The following is a 15431-nucleotide window of genomic DNA, read 5'->3' as shown; positions in this document are numbered from 1 at the left end:
GCCCCTGCCGGGCTGCGCGCGGCGGCGGGCGCTGCGCTGCGCCGCTGCCGCGAACTGAAGATAGAGACGGTGGCTGTGGATGCCGTGGCCCTGGCGCGCGTGGTGGAGACGGGCGGCGATGTCCCTGCCGGAACCCCGTCCTGGTCCCCGGCGGAAGAGGCCGTGTGCGGCGCATTGCTGGGCCTGTATCGCTACGACCGGTTCAAGACCAACGGCAACGGCGGCGCGGAAGCCGCGGAAGACGCCCGCTTCGAGCCGCGCTGGCTGGGCCTGCTGTGTGCCGAAGCCTCGGTGCCGGACGACCTGCACGCCGCCGCCCGCCGGGGCGAGGCCGCAGCCGCCGGGGTGGCCCTGGCGCGCGACCTGGTCAACGGCCCGCCCAACTTCGTCACCCCCGGCCATCTGGCCGAGCAGGCCGTGGCCATCGCGAAGAAGTACGGCATGCAGGCCCGTTCGCTGGGCCGCGCCGAACTGGTGGAGATGGGCATGGGAGCCTTTGCCTCGGTGTTCCGCGGCGCCGAGGAGGAGCCCCGGCTGGTGGTCATCGAGCATGCCCCCAAGGGGACGGAAGACCAGAAGCCGCTGGTGTTCGTGGGCAAGGGCATCACCTTCGACACGGGCGGCATCAGCCTGAAGCCCGCCGCCAAGATGCACGAGATGAAGGGCGACATGGCGGGCGCGGCGGCAGTGCTGGGCCTGTTCGAGGCGCTGGGTCGGTCCGTCGTGCCCCGCCGGGTGGTGGGCATCATGCCCTGCACCGAGAACATGCCCGACGGCAGGGCCACCCGCCCCGGCGACATCGTGACCACCCTGTCCGGCAAGACGGTGGAGGTCATCAATACCGACGCCGAAGGGCGGTTGGTGCTGTGCGACGCCCTGACCTGGGCCCAGCGTGAATACGCCCCCGAGGTGGTGGTGGACCTGGCCACCCTGACCGGGGCCTGCGTGGTGGCGCTGGGCATGGAGGTTGCGGCGGTGTTCGCCACGGATGACGATCTGTCGGGCCGCATCCGCACCGTGGGCGACGTGGTGGGCGACCGCTTCTGGCCCCTGCCGCTGTGGGACATGTACTTCGAGAACCTGAAGAGCGACGTGGCCGACATCGCCAACGTGGGCCCGCGCGAGGGCGGGGCGGTCAACGCGGCGCTGTTCCTGAAGCAGTTCGTGGACAAGGGCGTGCGTTGGGCGCACCTGGACATTGCCGGGCCCGCCTACACCGCCAAGAAGACGTCCACCTGCCCTGGCGGCGGCACCGGCTTTGCCGTGCGCACGCTGCTGGAACTGGTGCGCGGCGGCGTGTAGCGCCCGACATCGAATCCGGAAACGAGCAGCGGGCCGCGAGGGGGAAACCTTCGCGGCCCGCATGCGTTGCGACGGGGCAGGGGGCGTGTCCGGCAGGTGCCGGGGAGATATTCCGGAAGCGCCCTAGGCTTCCTCTTCGTCCAGCATCAGCCCCTCGGGCAGGAAAATGTCGGGCACTTCCCCGGCGAACACCCGGTTGCGGCCCTGTTCCTTGGCCAGGTACAGCTTCTGGTCGGCCTTGCGGATGTGGTAGTCGATGTCGCCTTCCGGGCCGCAGGTGTGCACCCCGAAGGACAGGGTAACGCTGACGGGGATGCCGTGGTACGAGTACTCCGAGGCTTCCACCAGGCCGCGCAGCTTTTCGGCCAGCCGGGCGGCCCCGGCCTCGTCGGTTTCCGGCAGCAGCAGCAGGAACTCCTCTCCGCCCCAGCGGCAGATGGTGTCCTGATGGCGCAGGTTGTCGTGCAGCAGCCCGGCCACCGATTGCAGCACCTGGTCGCCGCACTGGTGGCCGTAGCAGTCGTTCACCGATTTGAAGTGGTCGATGTCGCAGATGGCGATGGACAGCGACCTGCCGGTGCGGCGGGCGCGCACCTGCTCGTATTCCAGCCGTTCGCACAGGGCCCGTCGGTTGGCGAGGCCGGTCAGCTCGTCGGTGCGGGCGCTTTCGGCCAGTTGCTGGGTAAGCAGGATGAGCAGGCGCTGGGTGTGGCGGCGGGTGTATTCCGCAAGCCCGGCGAAGATGCCGCAGCACAGCAGGGCCACCATGTAGCGGATGCGGAAGGCTTGCGAATAGTCGGCGTACAGGAAGGGATCGCCGGGCAGGAACAGTATGGCGCCCACCCCCAGCAGCAGGGCGGCCATCAGCAGGATGCCGATGGACAGGCCGAAGGTCAGCATGACCACGGGCGGAAAGATGAACAGCCACACGAAGCCGCTGCCCTCCACGCCGCCGTGGGACACCATGTACAGCGACAGGCTGAACAGCGCCAATACCAGCGCGGTGCTGGGCAGCGCATGGCGACCGGTGCGGCCCACCCAGAACAGCCCGAACAGGGCAAGCGCCAGCATCGCCAGCAGGAACAGCGCGAGGGTGCTCTGGTCCTGCATGAAATCCAGCACCGCCATGATGGCGGAGAACAGCGCCGTGACGCCATAGAACAGGTTCGCTACCCCGGTGACGCGCGCGGTCTCCGGGTCGGCGCCCTCCTGCAGGCCGTTGGCCAGCAGGACGTTCATGCAGCGGTGCAACCTGTTCTTGTCGAGCACTGATGCCTCTCGTGCCACAATGGGAGCGGACAAAGCCGCGCATGCCCGCAACGCTCCACGGCATCCGGTGCCGGGGCGAAGGTCGGGCTGGCGTGACCATGCGTGAGGGGGGTAACGCAAGGGGTGGTGCCGGGCGGGCCGGCGGCGGCGTCCTCCCCGCACGTTTCCCCAAACGTGCCGTACGCGTGCCTGCCGGAAGGAACCTGAAAAACAGTTACGTCGTGAAGCCGTGCCGCATGGCGTTGCCGGATGATGCGCCAGCCGCCCCTGCGGCTGGCCGGGCAACTGCGGGTATCCGGCGGGCAACTGGCCGATCTGATGACTGGACAGATGACCGCTTTAGCGAATTTTCCAGTGCCGGTCGGGTTGACCTGGCAGCTGACCGGCAGTCCGTGAAAGGCCGGGCGGCGGCCAGCCGCCCCTTGACGGCGGAATTCCGCGTGGCCTTTAGGTCTTGTTGGATATGGACTTCACGATGTTGCCGTTTCGGCATACCACAGCGCCGCCCGCCCTGTCAGCGACAAGTCTTCCCTCACGTCATACCCTACCGCAAAATGGGTAAAATTCCCACCGGTGCGGGCCTTGTGTCGTGTGCGGTCAATGATTGCAGGGTTCTGTGACGTTCGTGCGAAATGGGGGAAAATACCGTTGACAAGGCCCCCCGCTATCAATAAATAGTGCCACTCTTCCAACGCGTGCGCGCCCCTGCCCTGCACCCGCGCATGGTGGATAGAGAGAGGCTCTGGTCGACCCGCCGTAACGGCGGCGCCGTGGCATGCACCTGTAAACGGGGTATGTATGAGGTTCGGGAATTGGCAAGAAACCGTACGCTGCAACAGTGGAGTGTCGAAGACTCCGCTGAGCTCTATGGCATCCGCAATTGGGGTGCCGGGTACTTCGATGTCGCCCAGAGCGGCGATGTCGTGGTCTATCCCTTCGGAGACAACCGCGGTCCTGCCGTAAGCATCCCGGAAATCATCCGGGGCATGCGGGAGCGCGGCTATGACATGCCGGTGCTCCTGCGCATCGAGAACATTCTCGATTCCCAGATCACCAGTCTTCACCAATCCTTCCGCAAGGCCATCGGGTCGCTCGGCTACAAGGGCGAATACCGGGGCATCTTCCCCATCAAGGTCAACCAGCAGCAGCAGGTGGTCGAAAAGATCGCCCAGTTCGGCTCGCGCTACCATCACGGGCTGGAGGTAGGCAGCAAGGCCGAACTCATCGCCGCCGTCTCGCAACTGCGCGACCACGAGGCCTGCCTGGTCTGCAACGGCTACAAGGACGAGGAGTTCATCGACCTTGGCCTGCACGCCGTGCGCATGGGGTACAAGTGCTTCTTCGTGCTGGAAATGGCCAGCGAGCTGCCGCTCATCCTGGAGCGGTCCAGGTGCCTTGGCGTGCGTCCGCTCATCGGCGTGCGCGCCAAGCTGTCCGTGAAGGCGGGCGGCCACTGGACCGATTCCGGCGGCGAACGTTCCACCTTCGGCCTGACCACGGCGCAGATCGTCGATGTGGTGGACCAGCTGAAGGACCACGACATGCTCGACTGCTTCCAGCTGCTGCACTACCACCTGGGGTCGCAGGTGCCGAACATCCGCGACATCCGCGCCGCCGTCATGGAAGCCTGCCGCATCTACGGCGGGCTGGTGGTCGAGGGCGCGGCCATGGGGTACCTGGACCTTGGCGGGGGCCTTGCCGTGGACTACGACGGCTCGCACACCAACTACGTGAGCAGCCGCAACTACAGCCTTGACGAATACTGCGCGGACATCATCGAGGCGGTGATGAACATCCTCGACGAGGAAGGCATCGCCCATCCGCACATCGTCACCGAATCGGGCCGCGCCACCGTGGCCTACTACTCCATGCTGCTGTTCAACATCCTGGACGTGAGCCGCGTGGAGATAGGCAACCTGCCCGACATCCTGCCCGACGACTGCCCCGAGCCCGTGCGCAACATGCGCGAGGCGCTGGCCGGTCTTACCCTGCGCAACCTGCAGGAATGCTACAACGACGCCGTGTACTACCGCGACGAAGTGCGCCAGCAGTTCCTGACCGGGCGCATCACCCTGCGCGAACGCACCCTTGGCGAACGCTACTTCTGGGCCATCATGAAGCGCATCGCCCAGGAAAAGCAGAAGCTGAAGCACGTGCCCAAGGATCTTGCCGAGATAGACGTGGCCCTGGCCGACATCTACTACGGCAACTTCAGCGTGTTCCAGTCGCTGCCCGATTCGTGGGCCATCGACCAGCTGTTTCCGGTGGTGCCCCTGCACCGCCTGAACGAGCTGCCCTCTCGCCAGGGCATCCTGTCCGACATCACCTGCGACAGCGACGGCCGCATCGACCACTTCATCGACCCGCAAGGCGTGAAGGGCACCCTGGACCTGCATCCCCTGAAGGACGGCGAGGAGTACTACCTCGGCGTGTTCCTGGTGGGGGCCTATCAGGAAACCCTGGGCGACCTGCACAACCTGCTGGGCGACACCAACGTGGTTTCGGTGCGCGTGCACGAGGACGGCAGCTACGAATTCGTGCGCGAACTGCGCGGCGATTCCGTGGCCGACATCCTGTCGTACGTGGAATACGACCCCCGACGCATCATTGAGGATATCCGCGAGGCCGCGGAACAGGCCGTGCGCGAGGGGCGCATCACCCCCTCGGACCGGTACCGGGTGATGCAGGCGTATGAGGATGGGTTGCGCGGGTACACCTACTTCGAACGTTAGCCGACAGGCGATTTCGTCCGCTGGGCTTCGTCAGACATCATCCTTCATTCCGGTCGTGTACGGAAGAGTACACTCCCATCATGAAAGATTCGTCTTCCTTGCCAGCGAACGAAATCGCACTGTCGCCATGGGCGTGGTAGTGCTCGTGCGGCAGAACTGAAAAGCGCGGGTTCGCTGCCCCGCACCCCATCGAAGCAGGATACCCTTGATGCATGCCATGCGGATTGCGTGGTATGCTGACGCCGGTCACCGGCGCATGCAGGCAACAAGCCGGGCCGTCCCATGGTGTGGGGCTGGCCGTTCGGGATAACCACAGCAGTGTCGCGCGGTCGCGCGTTTCCGGGCACGGGTGCCCGGGGCGGGCGGGGTGCGCAAAGGAGTGCGTCATGGCACGTGTCCTCATCATCGGCGCTGGCGGCGTGGGCGGCGTGGTCGTCCACAAGTGCGCGCAGGTTCCCTCCGTGTTTTCCGAGATCATGCTGGCAAGCCGCACCAAGTCGAAGTGCGACGCCATTGCCGCGGACGTGAAGGCCCGCACCGGGCGCATCATCGAAACAGCCAAGGTGGACGCGGACAACGTGCCCGAACTGGTGGCGCTGATCCGCGCGTACAAGCCTGACATGGTGCTGAACATCGCCCTGCCGTACCAGGACCTGACCATCATGGACGCCTGCCTCGAAACCGGCGTGCACTACCTGGATACCGCCAACTACGAGCCGCTGGACGAGGCCAAGTTCGAGTACAAGTGGCAGTGGGCCTATCAGGAGCGCTTCGAGAAGGCCGGGCTGATGGCCCTTCTGGGCAGCGGCTTCGACCCCGGCGTGACCAACGTGTTCTGCGCCTACGTCATGAAGCACCTGCTGGACGAGGTGCACGTGCTCGACATCATCGACTGCAACGCGGGCGACCACGGCCATCCCTTTGCCACCAACTTCAACCCGGAAATCAACATCCGCGAAGTGACCGCGCGCGGTCGCTACTGGGAACGGGGCGAGTGGGTGGAAACCGACCCCCTGTCGTGGTCCATGAACTATGATTTCCCGGACGGCATCGGCCCCAAGAAGTGCTTCCTCATGTACCACGAGGAACTGGAATCGCTGGTGCTGAACCTGAAGGGCCTCAAGCGCGCCCGGTTCTGGATGACCTTCTCGGACAACTACCTGAACCACCTGAAGGTGCTGGAAAACGTGGGCATGACCCGCATCGACGAAGTGGAGCACGACGGCAAGAAGATCGTGCCCATCCAGTTCCTGCGCGCGCTGCTGCCCGACCCGGCATCCCTCGGCCCGCGCACCAAGGGCAAGACCTGCATCGGCTGCCTGATGCAGGGGGTGAAGGACGGCAAGCCCAAGACCGTCTACATCTACAACGTGTGCGATCATCAGGAATGCTACCGCGAGGTGGGTTCGCAGGCCATTTCGTACACCACCGGCGTGCCCGCCATGATCGGAGCCATGATGATGGTGACCGGCAAGTGGTCCGGCAAGGGCGTGTACAACATGGAGCAGCTGGACCCCGACCCGTTCATGGACGCCCTGAACAAGCACGGGCTGCCGTGGGTGGTGGTGGAAAAATAGGCATTCGGGGTAGGTTGCCCTCAGAATGCCGATTGTCTCGGCACAGTGAGCAGCATGAATTCCGGGGGGCCGCGCGTGCGGTCCCCCGGTCCTTGTTCAGGCAGCGGGCATGGGGGAGCAGGGCGGTGATTTTCAGGAGGGGGCTTGCGGCATTCTAGAATCTAGAATATGGAATGTCCATGAACCTGCTCCCGCAAGATGTACTCGTCATGCTCAAGCTTTCGGTGGCGCGGCGTACCCGCTGGACCTACGACCAGTTGGGCGTGGCGCTGGGCATGAGCATGTCCATGGTCTACAGTTCCATCAGGCGTGCCGCGCAAGCCCGGCTGTATGATGAGAACAGGCGCAGGCCCGTGCGCGCCGCGCTGGAGGAATTTCTGGTGCACGGCGTGAAGTACGCCTTTCCGCCGGACATCGGCACGGTGACGCGCGGGGTGCTGACGGCATTTGCTGCGCCCGCACTGAAGGGAGAACTCCTGCATGATTCGGGAGCCGAAGCGGTGTATGTCTGGCCGTATCCGGAAGGGGACCATCGGGGCGTGTCCCTGTCGCCGTTGTATAAATCAGTACCGGTAGTTGCCTTGCGCAATACCCGCCTGTACGACGCCCTGAGCCTGCTCGACGCCATCCGCATCGGGCGGGCGCGCGAACAGCAGCGGGCGGCTGAATTTCTGAAAGGCATGTTGCGGAGCGATGATGCGCCGACTGCGTAACATCGGCCATGTGTTGGACGCCGTGCGACTGCTGGGCGATCTTGCGGACGAAGTGGCCTTCGTTGGCGGGGCCAGCGTGCCCCTGTTGCTGACCGACCCGGCGGCCCCGGATGTGCGGCCCACGCTGGATGTGGACGTCATTGTCGAGGCGGCCACGCGCCACGACTATTACCGCGTGGCCGACCGCCTGCGGTCACGCGGCTTTGCGGAGGACATGGATGTGGTGTGCCGCTGGCGGCACGGTGCATTGGCTCTTGACGTCATGCCCACGGATGAGGCTGTGCTGGGCTTTTCCAACCGCTGGTATGGTGATGCACTGCGCCATGCCGTGCGCATGACTGTGGAAGGTGTAACTCTGCGGGTGGCCGCCCCGGCGTATTTTCTGGCCACCAAGCTGGAAGCCTTTCGGGGGCGGGGCAACGGCGATTACCTCACCAACCACGACATGGAAGACCTGGTGGCCGTGCTGGATGGCCGACCGGATATCGCGGGCGAGGTACAGGCTGCGGACGCAGCCGTGCGCGGCTACCTTGCTGCGGCCTTTGCCGCACTGCTGGCCGATGACGATTTTCTGGATGCGTTGCCCGGCTACCTGCCGCCCGATCCGGCCAGTCAGGGACGCGTTCCGCTGCTCATGCAGCGCATGCGCGCCATCGCCACGGGTGGGGCGTAAACGTTTTCCGGCTTCCGCGCTGCCCGCTGCCCGCCTGCATGCTGCCGGTAGCATTCCCGCTTTCCGCTTTCGCAAGGAGTACCCTCGGAATGATGGACCAAGCCTATCTCGCCAAGCTCGACCCCACCCGCTTCCCGTCCCCGTGTTTCGTGGTGGACGAGGCCCGCATCAAGGCCAACGCCGCCGTCCTGGAAACGGTGCAGCGCCGCACCGGGGCAAAGGTGCTGCTGGCGCTGAAGGGCTTTGCCATGTGGAGCCTGTTTCCGCTGCTGTCGCGCGCGCACGGCGGGGTGCTGCACGGCACCTGCGCCAGTTCCCCGCACGAGGCGCGTCTGGGCCGCGAGGAATTCGGGGGCGAGGTGCATGCCTTTGCCGCCGGGTACAGCAACGCGGACATGGCCGAACTGGTGACCCTGGCCGATCATCTGGTGTTCAACTCGTTCGCGCAGTGGGACCGTTTCCGTTCGCAGGTGGCGGCGGCGGGGCGGCCCATCGAGTGCGGCATCCGCATCAACCCGGAGCACTCGGAAGGGGCGGTGGCCATCTACAACCCGTGTTCGCCGGGTTCGCGCCTGGGGGTGCGGCCCCACCACTTCGAGGCCGCCGTGGCCGAGGCGGCGGCGCGCGGGCAGGACGCGCTGGACGGCATTTCCGGCCTGCATTTCCATACCCTGTGCGAGCAGGACGCCGACGCGCTGGACCGCACCCTGCACGCGGTGGAGGCAAGGTTCGGCGCGCATCTTTCGCGCATGAAGTGGCTGAACTTCGGCGGCGGGCACCACGTCACCCGTCCCGGCTACGACCTCGACCTGCTGTGCCGGTGCATCGACCGCATGCAGCAGAAGCACGGGGTGCAGGTGTACATCGAGCCGGGCGAGGCCGTGGCCCTGAACGCGGGGGTGCTGCTGTGCACCGTGCTGGACGTGGTGCAGGCCGACATGCCCATCGCCATTCTGGACACCTCCGCCGCCGCGCACATGCCCGACGTGCTGGAAATGCCCTATCGCCCCGGCTGCATCGGCTCCGGCCTGCCGGGCGAGAAGGCGTGGACCTGCCGTTTCGCGGGCAAGTCGTGCCTGGCGGGCGATGTCATCGGCGAATACTCGTTCGACGCGCCCCTGCAACCCGGCGACCGGCTGGCCTTCCTGGACATGGCCATCTACAGCATGGTCAAGACCACCACCTTCAACGGGCTGCAACTGCCCGCCATCGCCCGTTACCGGCCGGCGGATGCGGATGGCGTTGCGGACGGGCGCGGTGCGCGGCGCGAGGTGGTGCGGTCTTTCGGCTACGAGGCGTTCAAGTACCGCCTGTCCTGATGCGGGGGCGCTGGCTGTCCCCGTATCTGTTCCGGATGTTCCGGCATCGGGCATGGGCCGCGAGATGACCGGGCAGTGACCGATCGGCAACCGCATGGTGTTCGACGGGGGGCCGTCCCGCGCGGCACCGCTTGCGTCCGCACCCGGCAATGCCTAGCATGTCTGCATGCGGGCGCCACGCGCCCCGGAGGCGGCCATGATCTACATCGACGACAATGCCCGGGATCGCATCCTGTCTGGCGGCGGGAACGTGATCGTGTACATGCAGGCGGCGCGCGGCTGCGGCTGAGCGTCGCGCATCATGCCCGTGCGAACCCCCGCCGTGCGCGTGGGACAACCCCCGGAATGGATGCAGCCAGCCTTTCACCGGCACATGGTGGACGGCGTGGTGGTGTGGCTGGACCCGGCGGTGAAGCGGCTGCGCTGGGACGAACCGGCCCGCGTGCGGCTGCGCCGGTTCCTGTGGTTTTCGTATTTCGACGTGGAGGGGGCGCGCACCCTGGTGGCGTAGCCCCCGTTGGGCCGATGGCCCAGCGCGGCGCGGCTGTTTCGTTTCATGGATCAGGCTGCCGCCCTTGTGCACGGACGGCGTTTCGGGAAGGGCCGCACGGCCTGTCTGGCCTGTCTGGCCTGTCTGGCCTGTCTGGCCTGTCTGGCCTGTCTGGCCTGTCTGGCCTGTTTGGTCTGTCTGGGGTGTCTGGCCTGTCTGGGGTGTCAGGTCGCGCGAATGGGCAAAAAGCCGCCTCCCCGCGCGGGAAGGCGTTACCGGAGCTTGCCATGCGGCACGCCGAAGGCCGTTTTCTGGCCTCTGAACTGGAAGATGTCGCGCCCGACGGGGCGCGTTTTCACGTCATTCCCGTCCCGTACGAAGAAAGCGTTTCCTACGGGGACGGCACGGCGTCGGGTCCTGCCGCCATCCTTGCGGCATCGGACCAACTGGAACTGTGGGACGGCGAATCCGTGCCCGCCGAGCTTGGCATCCACACCGCGCCCGCCGTGGACTGTTCCGGCGGCGCGGAGGCGGTGCTGGCACGCATCGAGGCGGCCACGGCCACGGCCCTGTCCCACGGGGGGCTGCCCGTGCTGCTGGGCGGCGAGCATACCGTCACCCTTGGCGCGTTGCGGGCGCTGCATCGCCAGCACGGCAGGTTCGGGGTCGTCCAGTTCGACGCCCATGCCGACCTGCGCGACAGCTACGGCGGTACGCCTTACAGCCACGCGGCGGTGATGCGCCGAGCCGTGGCCGACCTTGGCCTGCCGCTGTTCCAGATCGGGGTGCGCGCCCTGTGCCGCGAAGAGGTGGACTGCCGCGCCGCGCTGGGCGTCGGTCATCTGGACGCCGCCGCGCTGGCCCGCCACGGCATTCCAACCCCGCTGCTGCCGCCGGATTTTCCGGAGCGCATCTACGTGACCTTCGACGTGGACGGGCTGGACCCTTCCATCATGCCCGCCACCGGCACCCCGGTGCCCGGCGGCCTCGGCTGGTACGACGCCCGGCGCTGCCTGGAACTGGCCGTGAACGGGCGGCAGGTGCTGGGCTTCGACGTGGTGGAACTGGCCCCCATGGATGGCTTTCACGCGGCGGACTTCGCGGCGGCCCGGCTGGTATACGACATCATGGGGCTGGTGCAGCGGCTGGGCCGCTGAGCGGTCGCGTCGTTTTCCGTTCCCTTTTTCCGCCTCGGTCCGGCTTTTTACAGCACGCCACGGGCGGCTCGTTTCTTTTCCGCACGCGCCACGACAAGCGCCCCGGCTTCCGGATGTTTCCGGGCCGGGGCGTTTGCCGTGCACAACGCGGTGGGGGGATGGGCGGGGGAGGTCCGCCGGGGTGCACCTTGCGTAATTCCGGGGAATGACAGTGCGCGGGCGGTGCACCGGCATGCCGGACCGCACGGTCACCGGCCCCCCGGTCAGGTGCCGCCGTTGCCGTCGCGGGGCACGGTCAGCCGTCTGCCCCGCGACAGCAACGCGGTGAATTCGTCCGGCGGCAGGGGGCGGCTGAACAGGAAACCCTGCACTTCGTGGCAGCCTTCCAGCAGCAGGAAGTTGAGTTGTTCCGGCGTTTCCACTCCTTCGGCCACCACGCGCAGCCCCAGCCTGTCGGCCATGGTGATGATGGTGGCGGCGATGGCCGCGTCGTTGGGGTCGTCGGGAATGTCGCGGATGAACGAGCGGTCGATCTTCAGCGAGGTCAGCGGCAGGTTCTTGAGCTGGTACAGCGAGGAATAGCCGGTGCCGAAGTCGTCCACGGAAAGGGCAATGCCCATTTCCGCCAGTTGGTTCAGCTTGCGGATGGTGTGGTCCGCATCGGTGACAATGGTGGATTCGGTGATTTCCAGTTCCAGCAGGTGCGGCGGCAGGCCCGTTTCGGCCAGCACGTCGGCCACCATGCCCACCAGGTTGCGGTGGCGGAACTGGTGCAGCGAAAGGTTCACGGCCACATGCAGGTCGGCGTGACCGGCATCGCACAGGGCGCGGGTTCTGGCGCAGGCCAGGCGCAGCATGTGCTCGCCAAGGGGCACGATGAGCCCCGTTGATTCTGCCAGGGGGATGAATTCCGCCGGGTGTTCCCGCCTGCCGTCGGCGCGGGTCCAGCGGGCCAGGGCCTCCATGCCGGTGATCAGGCCGGTGTTCAGGTCCACGCGCGGCTGGTAGTGGGCGATGATGTCTCTGGCGGCCAGGGCGCGGTGCAGGTCGCCTTCCAGCGACAGGCGGCGCACGGCGCGCTCGTTCATGGCCGGGGTGAACAGGTGGTAGCGGCGCTTGCCCTGTTCCTTGGCGCGCGACATGGCGATGTCGGCGTTGCGGACCAGGGTGTCAGGGTCGTCCCCGTCGTCGGGAAACAGGGCGATGCCCACGCTGGCCCCCACGAACAGTTCGTGTTCCTGCACCCGCACCGGGTCGGTGAAGCGGGCCAGCAGCCGCTCCGCCACCTGCGCGGCGTCGCGCTCGTTATCCACGTCCTGCAGCACCACCACGAACTCATCGCCGCCCACACGTGCCAGGGTGTCCTGCGGGCGGACCATCTGGCGCATCTGCTCGGCGGCCTGTTGCAGGTAGATGTCGCCCACCATGTGCCCCAGGCTGTCGTTGATCTGCTTGAAGTTGTCCAGGTCCACCGACAGCACGGCCACCTTGCGATCCTCGCGCCGGGCGCCGTTGATGGCCATGCTCAGGCGGTCGCGCAGCAGGACGCGGTTGGGCAGGCCGGTGAGAGCGTCGTGGTGGGCCTGGTGCTGGATCTGCGATTCCTTGGCCTTCAGTTCCGTGATGTCGTGGAACACGGCCACGTAGTATTCGGTGCGCCCGGTGGGGCCGGGAATGGCGCTGATGCTCAGCCACTCGGGGTAGACCTCGCCGTTCTTGCGACGGTTCCATATCTCGTCTTCCCAGCGGCCTTCCTCCTCCAGCGCGCGCCACATGTCCTCGTAGAAGGAACTGTCATGGTGGTGCGATTTCAGGATGCGAGGGGTCTGGCCCACGGCCTCGTCCGCCGGGTATCCGGTGATGGTGGTGAAGGCCGGGTTCACCGCCACGATGGTGCCTTTCGGGTCGGTGATGCAGATGCCTTCCAGCGCGTTGCGGAGTACCCGCTCGAACAGCCGGGCCTGGCGTTCGGCGGCGCGGCGTCCGGAAATGTCGTGCACCACCACCAGCGTGGTCATGCCCTCGTCCTGCAGCAGGGACAGGGGCAGGGGCACCACGCTCACCTCGGCCTCGTGGCTGCCGTAGGCGGCTGCGCAGACCCCCTCCATGCAGAAACCGCCCGTGGGGCAGAAGCCGTTGGTCGGGCGGAAGCCGTCTGCGCCTTGCGGGGTGGCAACGGGCCGGGGGCACCCGGCCAGCAGGTTGTTGATGCTGGCCTCGATGTCCGGCGGCAGCAGGTCTGCCGTGCGCAGGGACAGCAGGGTTTCGCGCGGGTGGCCGGACATGCGTTCGGCGGCGCGGTTGCAGTCCATGATGCGGCCCCCCTCGCCGCGCACGTACACGGCGTCCGGGGCCAGTTCGAACAGCGCGCGGAAGCGGGCGGTGCTTTCGGCCAGTGCGGCGGTGCGCTGGCGCACTTCTTCTTCTATTTCGGCCTGGACAAGGGCGGTAACGTCGAAGGCCAGGCCCAGCACCGCACCCGGTCCGGCCACCTCGGGCGGCAGGGGCAGCTTGGTCACGCGGAACACCCGCTCGACCTCGTCGTCGGGCAGCATGCGTTCGCACAGCAGGGGGGCGCCTTCGGCTGCCACGCGCCGGTCCTCGTCCAGCAGGGCGCTGGCCACGGCATGGGGAAAGATGTCGCGCGGGGAAAGTCCCACCACGTCCTTGCCGGGCATTCCGGCCAGGTTGGCGTACAGGTGGTTGGCGGCCAGGTAGCGCCCCTGGCCGTCGCGCAGGAACAGGGCCACCATGGGGTTGTCCAGCAGGGCGCGCAGCAGGCCGGTCGTCTGGTTGCCGGATGCAGGTTCGCCGGGTGTCGATGCGGCCGGCGCGCTTCTGCCGGAGTTTTCCGGGTCCGCTGGCCCCCCGGCGGCGCGGTGTTCCTGTTCCTCGTCCCGCATGTCGTCCTGCGTATGGCGTGGCATGTGCTGCGGCATGTCGCCCGTCATTCGGAACCCCCCTTGAAAACACGGCGCACGTGGATGTCCAGATGGCATGCTATACCAGAAAGCACGGGGGGCCGGAAGAGGTGCCGCGCGTCCATTCGCCTGCCAACCCTCCCCATTCGCCGTTCCCCGGGAGCCAGCCATGTGTCCGCCATGTGTTGTCATGCGCCAGTCGTCCGGGCGCATCGCCGCGGGGACGGCCTGGTGCGTCGTCGCAAGGACGGCCTGGCGCGGCAGGCGGACCGGAGAGCGAACCGGCACGGGGGTTGCGCAGGTTGCGCCAGTCGTGCCATTGTGCATGCATTGGCATCCCCGCGCCATGTTGCAAAGCCGTTTTCCCGGCCCTGTGTAGTCCGATGCCGTCCGATACAGGGAGACCACGGCGACGGCGGGGGACGCACCCACGCGACGCCGTCGGCGCGCACAGCATGAAGGAGTCCGCGTCATGTCCTACGCCCGGATACTGCTTCCAATGGATGGTTCGGAGCATGCGCGCCTGGCCCTGCGCCACGCGGTGAACCTGGCCCGTTGCTGCGGCGCGGGCCACATCGTGCTCATGCACAGCTTTGGCGAGATTCCCGCCCTTATCGGCGGCGAGGCGCGCGAGGAACTGGTGCGCGAATGCACCCAGGAGGCAGAGGCCCTGCTGGCCGAGCCGCGCGCCCTGCTGGACGAACTGGGCGTGCCCAATTCCGTGCGCATCGTTGACGGCGCCCCCGGCAGGGCCGTGGTGCGCGTCTGCGAAGAAGAAGGCTGCGACACCATCGTCATGGGATCGCGCGGGCTGGGCGAATTGGGCGGCATGATCATGGGCAGCGTTACCCATCAGGTACTGCATCTGGCCAAGGTGCCTGTGCTGGTCGTCCGCTAGGCAAGGAACGACCTTCGTGGCCCGTAGCGTGCCTTGCGTGCCGCAGCGCAACGCAACCCGGCGGGGTGCGGCATGACCCCCCTCCCGGCGGCCGCCCAGACCACCCTGCAATGGGTGCTCATTTCCGCCATGTACGGGGTGTCCGTGTACGCGGCCGGGCACGCCCTGCTGCACAAGCGCGACCCCCGCGCGGCTCTGGGCTGGATTGCCGTGTGCCTGACCTTCCCCGTGGCCGGGCCGCTGCTCTATTTCCTGTTCGGCATCAACCGCGTGCACAGCCGCGCCGCCCGCCTGCTGGAAGAATCGGAAATCCGCCGCCTGCGCGAAGGGGGGCGCCTGCATGGCGGCCCGGCCCGCCACGAGCCGCCGGGGGCCATGCC

Annotated in this window: 12 protein-coding genes; 10 read left to right on the top strand and 2 right to left on the bottom strand. The window is 67.1% G+C overall.

Translation table 11 applies throughout. The features are described from left to right. The coding region (locus tag FVW20_RS11385) for a leucyl aminopeptidase (protein WP_196609695.1) at positions 1-1302 on the top strand (1302 nt) is incomplete at its 5' end. Between the two features lie 123 nt (positions 1303-1425). Here FVW20_RS11385 and FVW20_RS11380 read toward each other — a convergent pair. Then, positions 1426-2571: a GGDEF domain-containing protein gene (locus FVW20_RS11380; RefSeq protein ID WP_196609693.1), complete on the bottom strand. Its 1146-nt coding sequence runs from the start codon at positions 2569-2571 to the stop codon at positions 1426-1428. An 812-nt stretch (positions 2572-3383) separates the two neighbouring features. Here FVW20_RS11380 and speA point away from each other — a divergent pair. The 7 genes from speA (at position 3384) to speB (ending at position 11232) form a co-directional block, all read left to right on the top strand. Continuing rightward, a complete protein-coding gene (gene speA / locus FVW20_RS11375; RefSeq protein ID WP_196609691.1) occupies positions 3384-5303 on the top strand; it encodes a biosynthetic arginine decarboxylase in 1920 nt (639 codons plus the stop codon). 386 nt (positions 5304-5689) lie between these two features. Continuing rightward, positions 5690-6880 carry a saccharopine dehydrogenase family protein gene (locus FVW20_RS11370; protein WP_196609690.1) on the top strand — a complete coding sequence of 397 codons (1191 nt, stop codon included), beginning with the start codon at positions 5690-5692 and terminating at the stop codon, positions 6878-6880. 179 nt (positions 6881-7059) lie between these two features. Then, the gene (locus tag FVW20_RS11365) at positions 7060-7593 is read left to right on the top strand and encodes a hypothetical protein (RefSeq protein WP_196609688.1); all 534 of its coding nucleotides are present in this window, start codon (positions 7060-7062) and stop codon (positions 7591-7593) included. Then, positions 7577-8266 carry a hypothetical protein gene (locus FVW20_RS11360; protein ID WP_196609686.1) on the top strand — a complete coding sequence of 230 codons (690 nt, stop codon included), beginning with the start codon at positions 7577-7579 and terminating at the stop codon, positions 8264-8266. The genes FVW20_RS11365 and FVW20_RS11360 overlap by 17 nt, the downstream gene beginning before the upstream one ends. Positions 8267-8355: 89 nt before the next feature. After that, positions 8356-9585 (top strand): carboxynorspermidine decarboxylase, encoded by a 1230-nt coding sequence (gene nspC, locus FVW20_RS11355; RefSeq protein WP_196609684.1) that lies wholly within the window; start codon positions 8356-8358, stop codon positions 9583-9585. Positions 9586-9886: 301 nt separating this feature from the next. Continuing rightward, positions 9887-10096 (top strand): CC/Se motif containing family, encoded by a 210-nt coding sequence (locus FVW20_RS11350; protein WP_196609682.1) that lies wholly within the window; start codon positions 9887-9889, stop codon positions 10094-10096. 266 nt (positions 10097-10362) lie between these two features. After that, positions 10363-11232, top strand: a complete 870-nt coding sequence (gene speB / locus FVW20_RS11345; protein ID WP_196609680.1) for an agmatinase — start codon at positions 10363-10365, stop codon at positions 11230-11232. Positions 11233-11495: 263 nt separating this feature from the next. Here speB and FVW20_RS11340 read toward each other — a convergent pair whose 3' ends face one another. After that, positions 11496-14159, bottom strand: coding sequence for a sensor domain-containing protein (locus FVW20_RS11340; RefSeq protein ID WP_231039056.1), 2664 nt, complete (start codon positions 14157-14159; stop codon positions 11496-11498). 466 nt (positions 14160-14625) lie between these two features. Between FVW20_RS11340 and FVW20_RS11335 the strand changes: the two genes are divergently transcribed. Continuing rightward, on the top strand, positions 14626-15051 hold the full coding sequence (locus FVW20_RS11335; protein WP_196609676.1) for a universal stress protein: 426 nt from the start codon (positions 14626-14628) through the stop codon (positions 15049-15051). Positions 15052-15123: 72 nt separating this feature from the next. Further along, on the top strand, positions 15124-15431 hold a 308-nt coding region (locus tag FVW20_RS11330; RefSeq protein WP_196609674.1), incomplete at its 3' end, for a PLD nuclease N-terminal domain-containing protein.

The sequence above is a fragment of the Nitratidesulfovibrio oxamicus genome, assembly GCF_015731765.1.
GTDB classification, from domain to species: Bacteria; Desulfobacterota; Desulfovibrionia; order Desulfovibrionales; family Desulfovibrionaceae; genus Cupidesulfovibrio; species Cupidesulfovibrio oxamicus.
This window is presented reverse-complemented; position numbering and strand designations above follow the sequence as displayed.

Excerpts from the sequence above, each read along its gene's own strand:
- FVW20_RS11370 (WP_196609690.1), top strand. The coding sequence starts at position 5,690 with ATGGCACGTGTCCTCATCATCGGCGCTGGCGGCGTGGGCGGCGTGGTC.
- speB (WP_196609680.1), top strand. The coding sequence starts at position 10,363 with ATGCGGCACGCCGAAGGCCGTTTTCTGGCCTCTGAACTGGAAGATGTC.
- FVW20_RS11350 (WP_196609682.1), top strand. The coding sequence starts at position 9,887 with ATGCCCGTGCGAACCCCCGCCGTGCGCGTGGGACAACCCCCGGAATGG.
- nspC (WP_196609684.1), top strand. The coding sequence starts at position 8,356 with ATGATGGACCAAGCCTATCTCGCCAAGCTCGACCCCACCCGCTTCCCG.
- FVW20_RS11360 (WP_196609686.1), top strand. The coding sequence starts at position 7,577 with ATGCGCCGACTGCGTAACATCGGCCATGTGTTGGACGCCGTGCGACTG.
- FVW20_RS11365 (WP_196609688.1), top strand. The coding sequence starts at position 7,060 with ATGAACCTGCTCCCGCAAGATGTACTCGTCATGCTCAAGCTTTCGGTG.
- FVW20_RS11340 (WP_231039056.1), bottom strand. The coding sequence starts at position 14,159 with ATGCCACGCCATACGCAGGACGACATGCGGGACGAGGAACAGGAACAC.
- FVW20_RS11335 (WP_196609676.1), top strand. The coding sequence starts at position 14,626 with ATGTCCTACGCCCGGATACTGCTTCCAATGGATGGTTCGGAGCATGCG.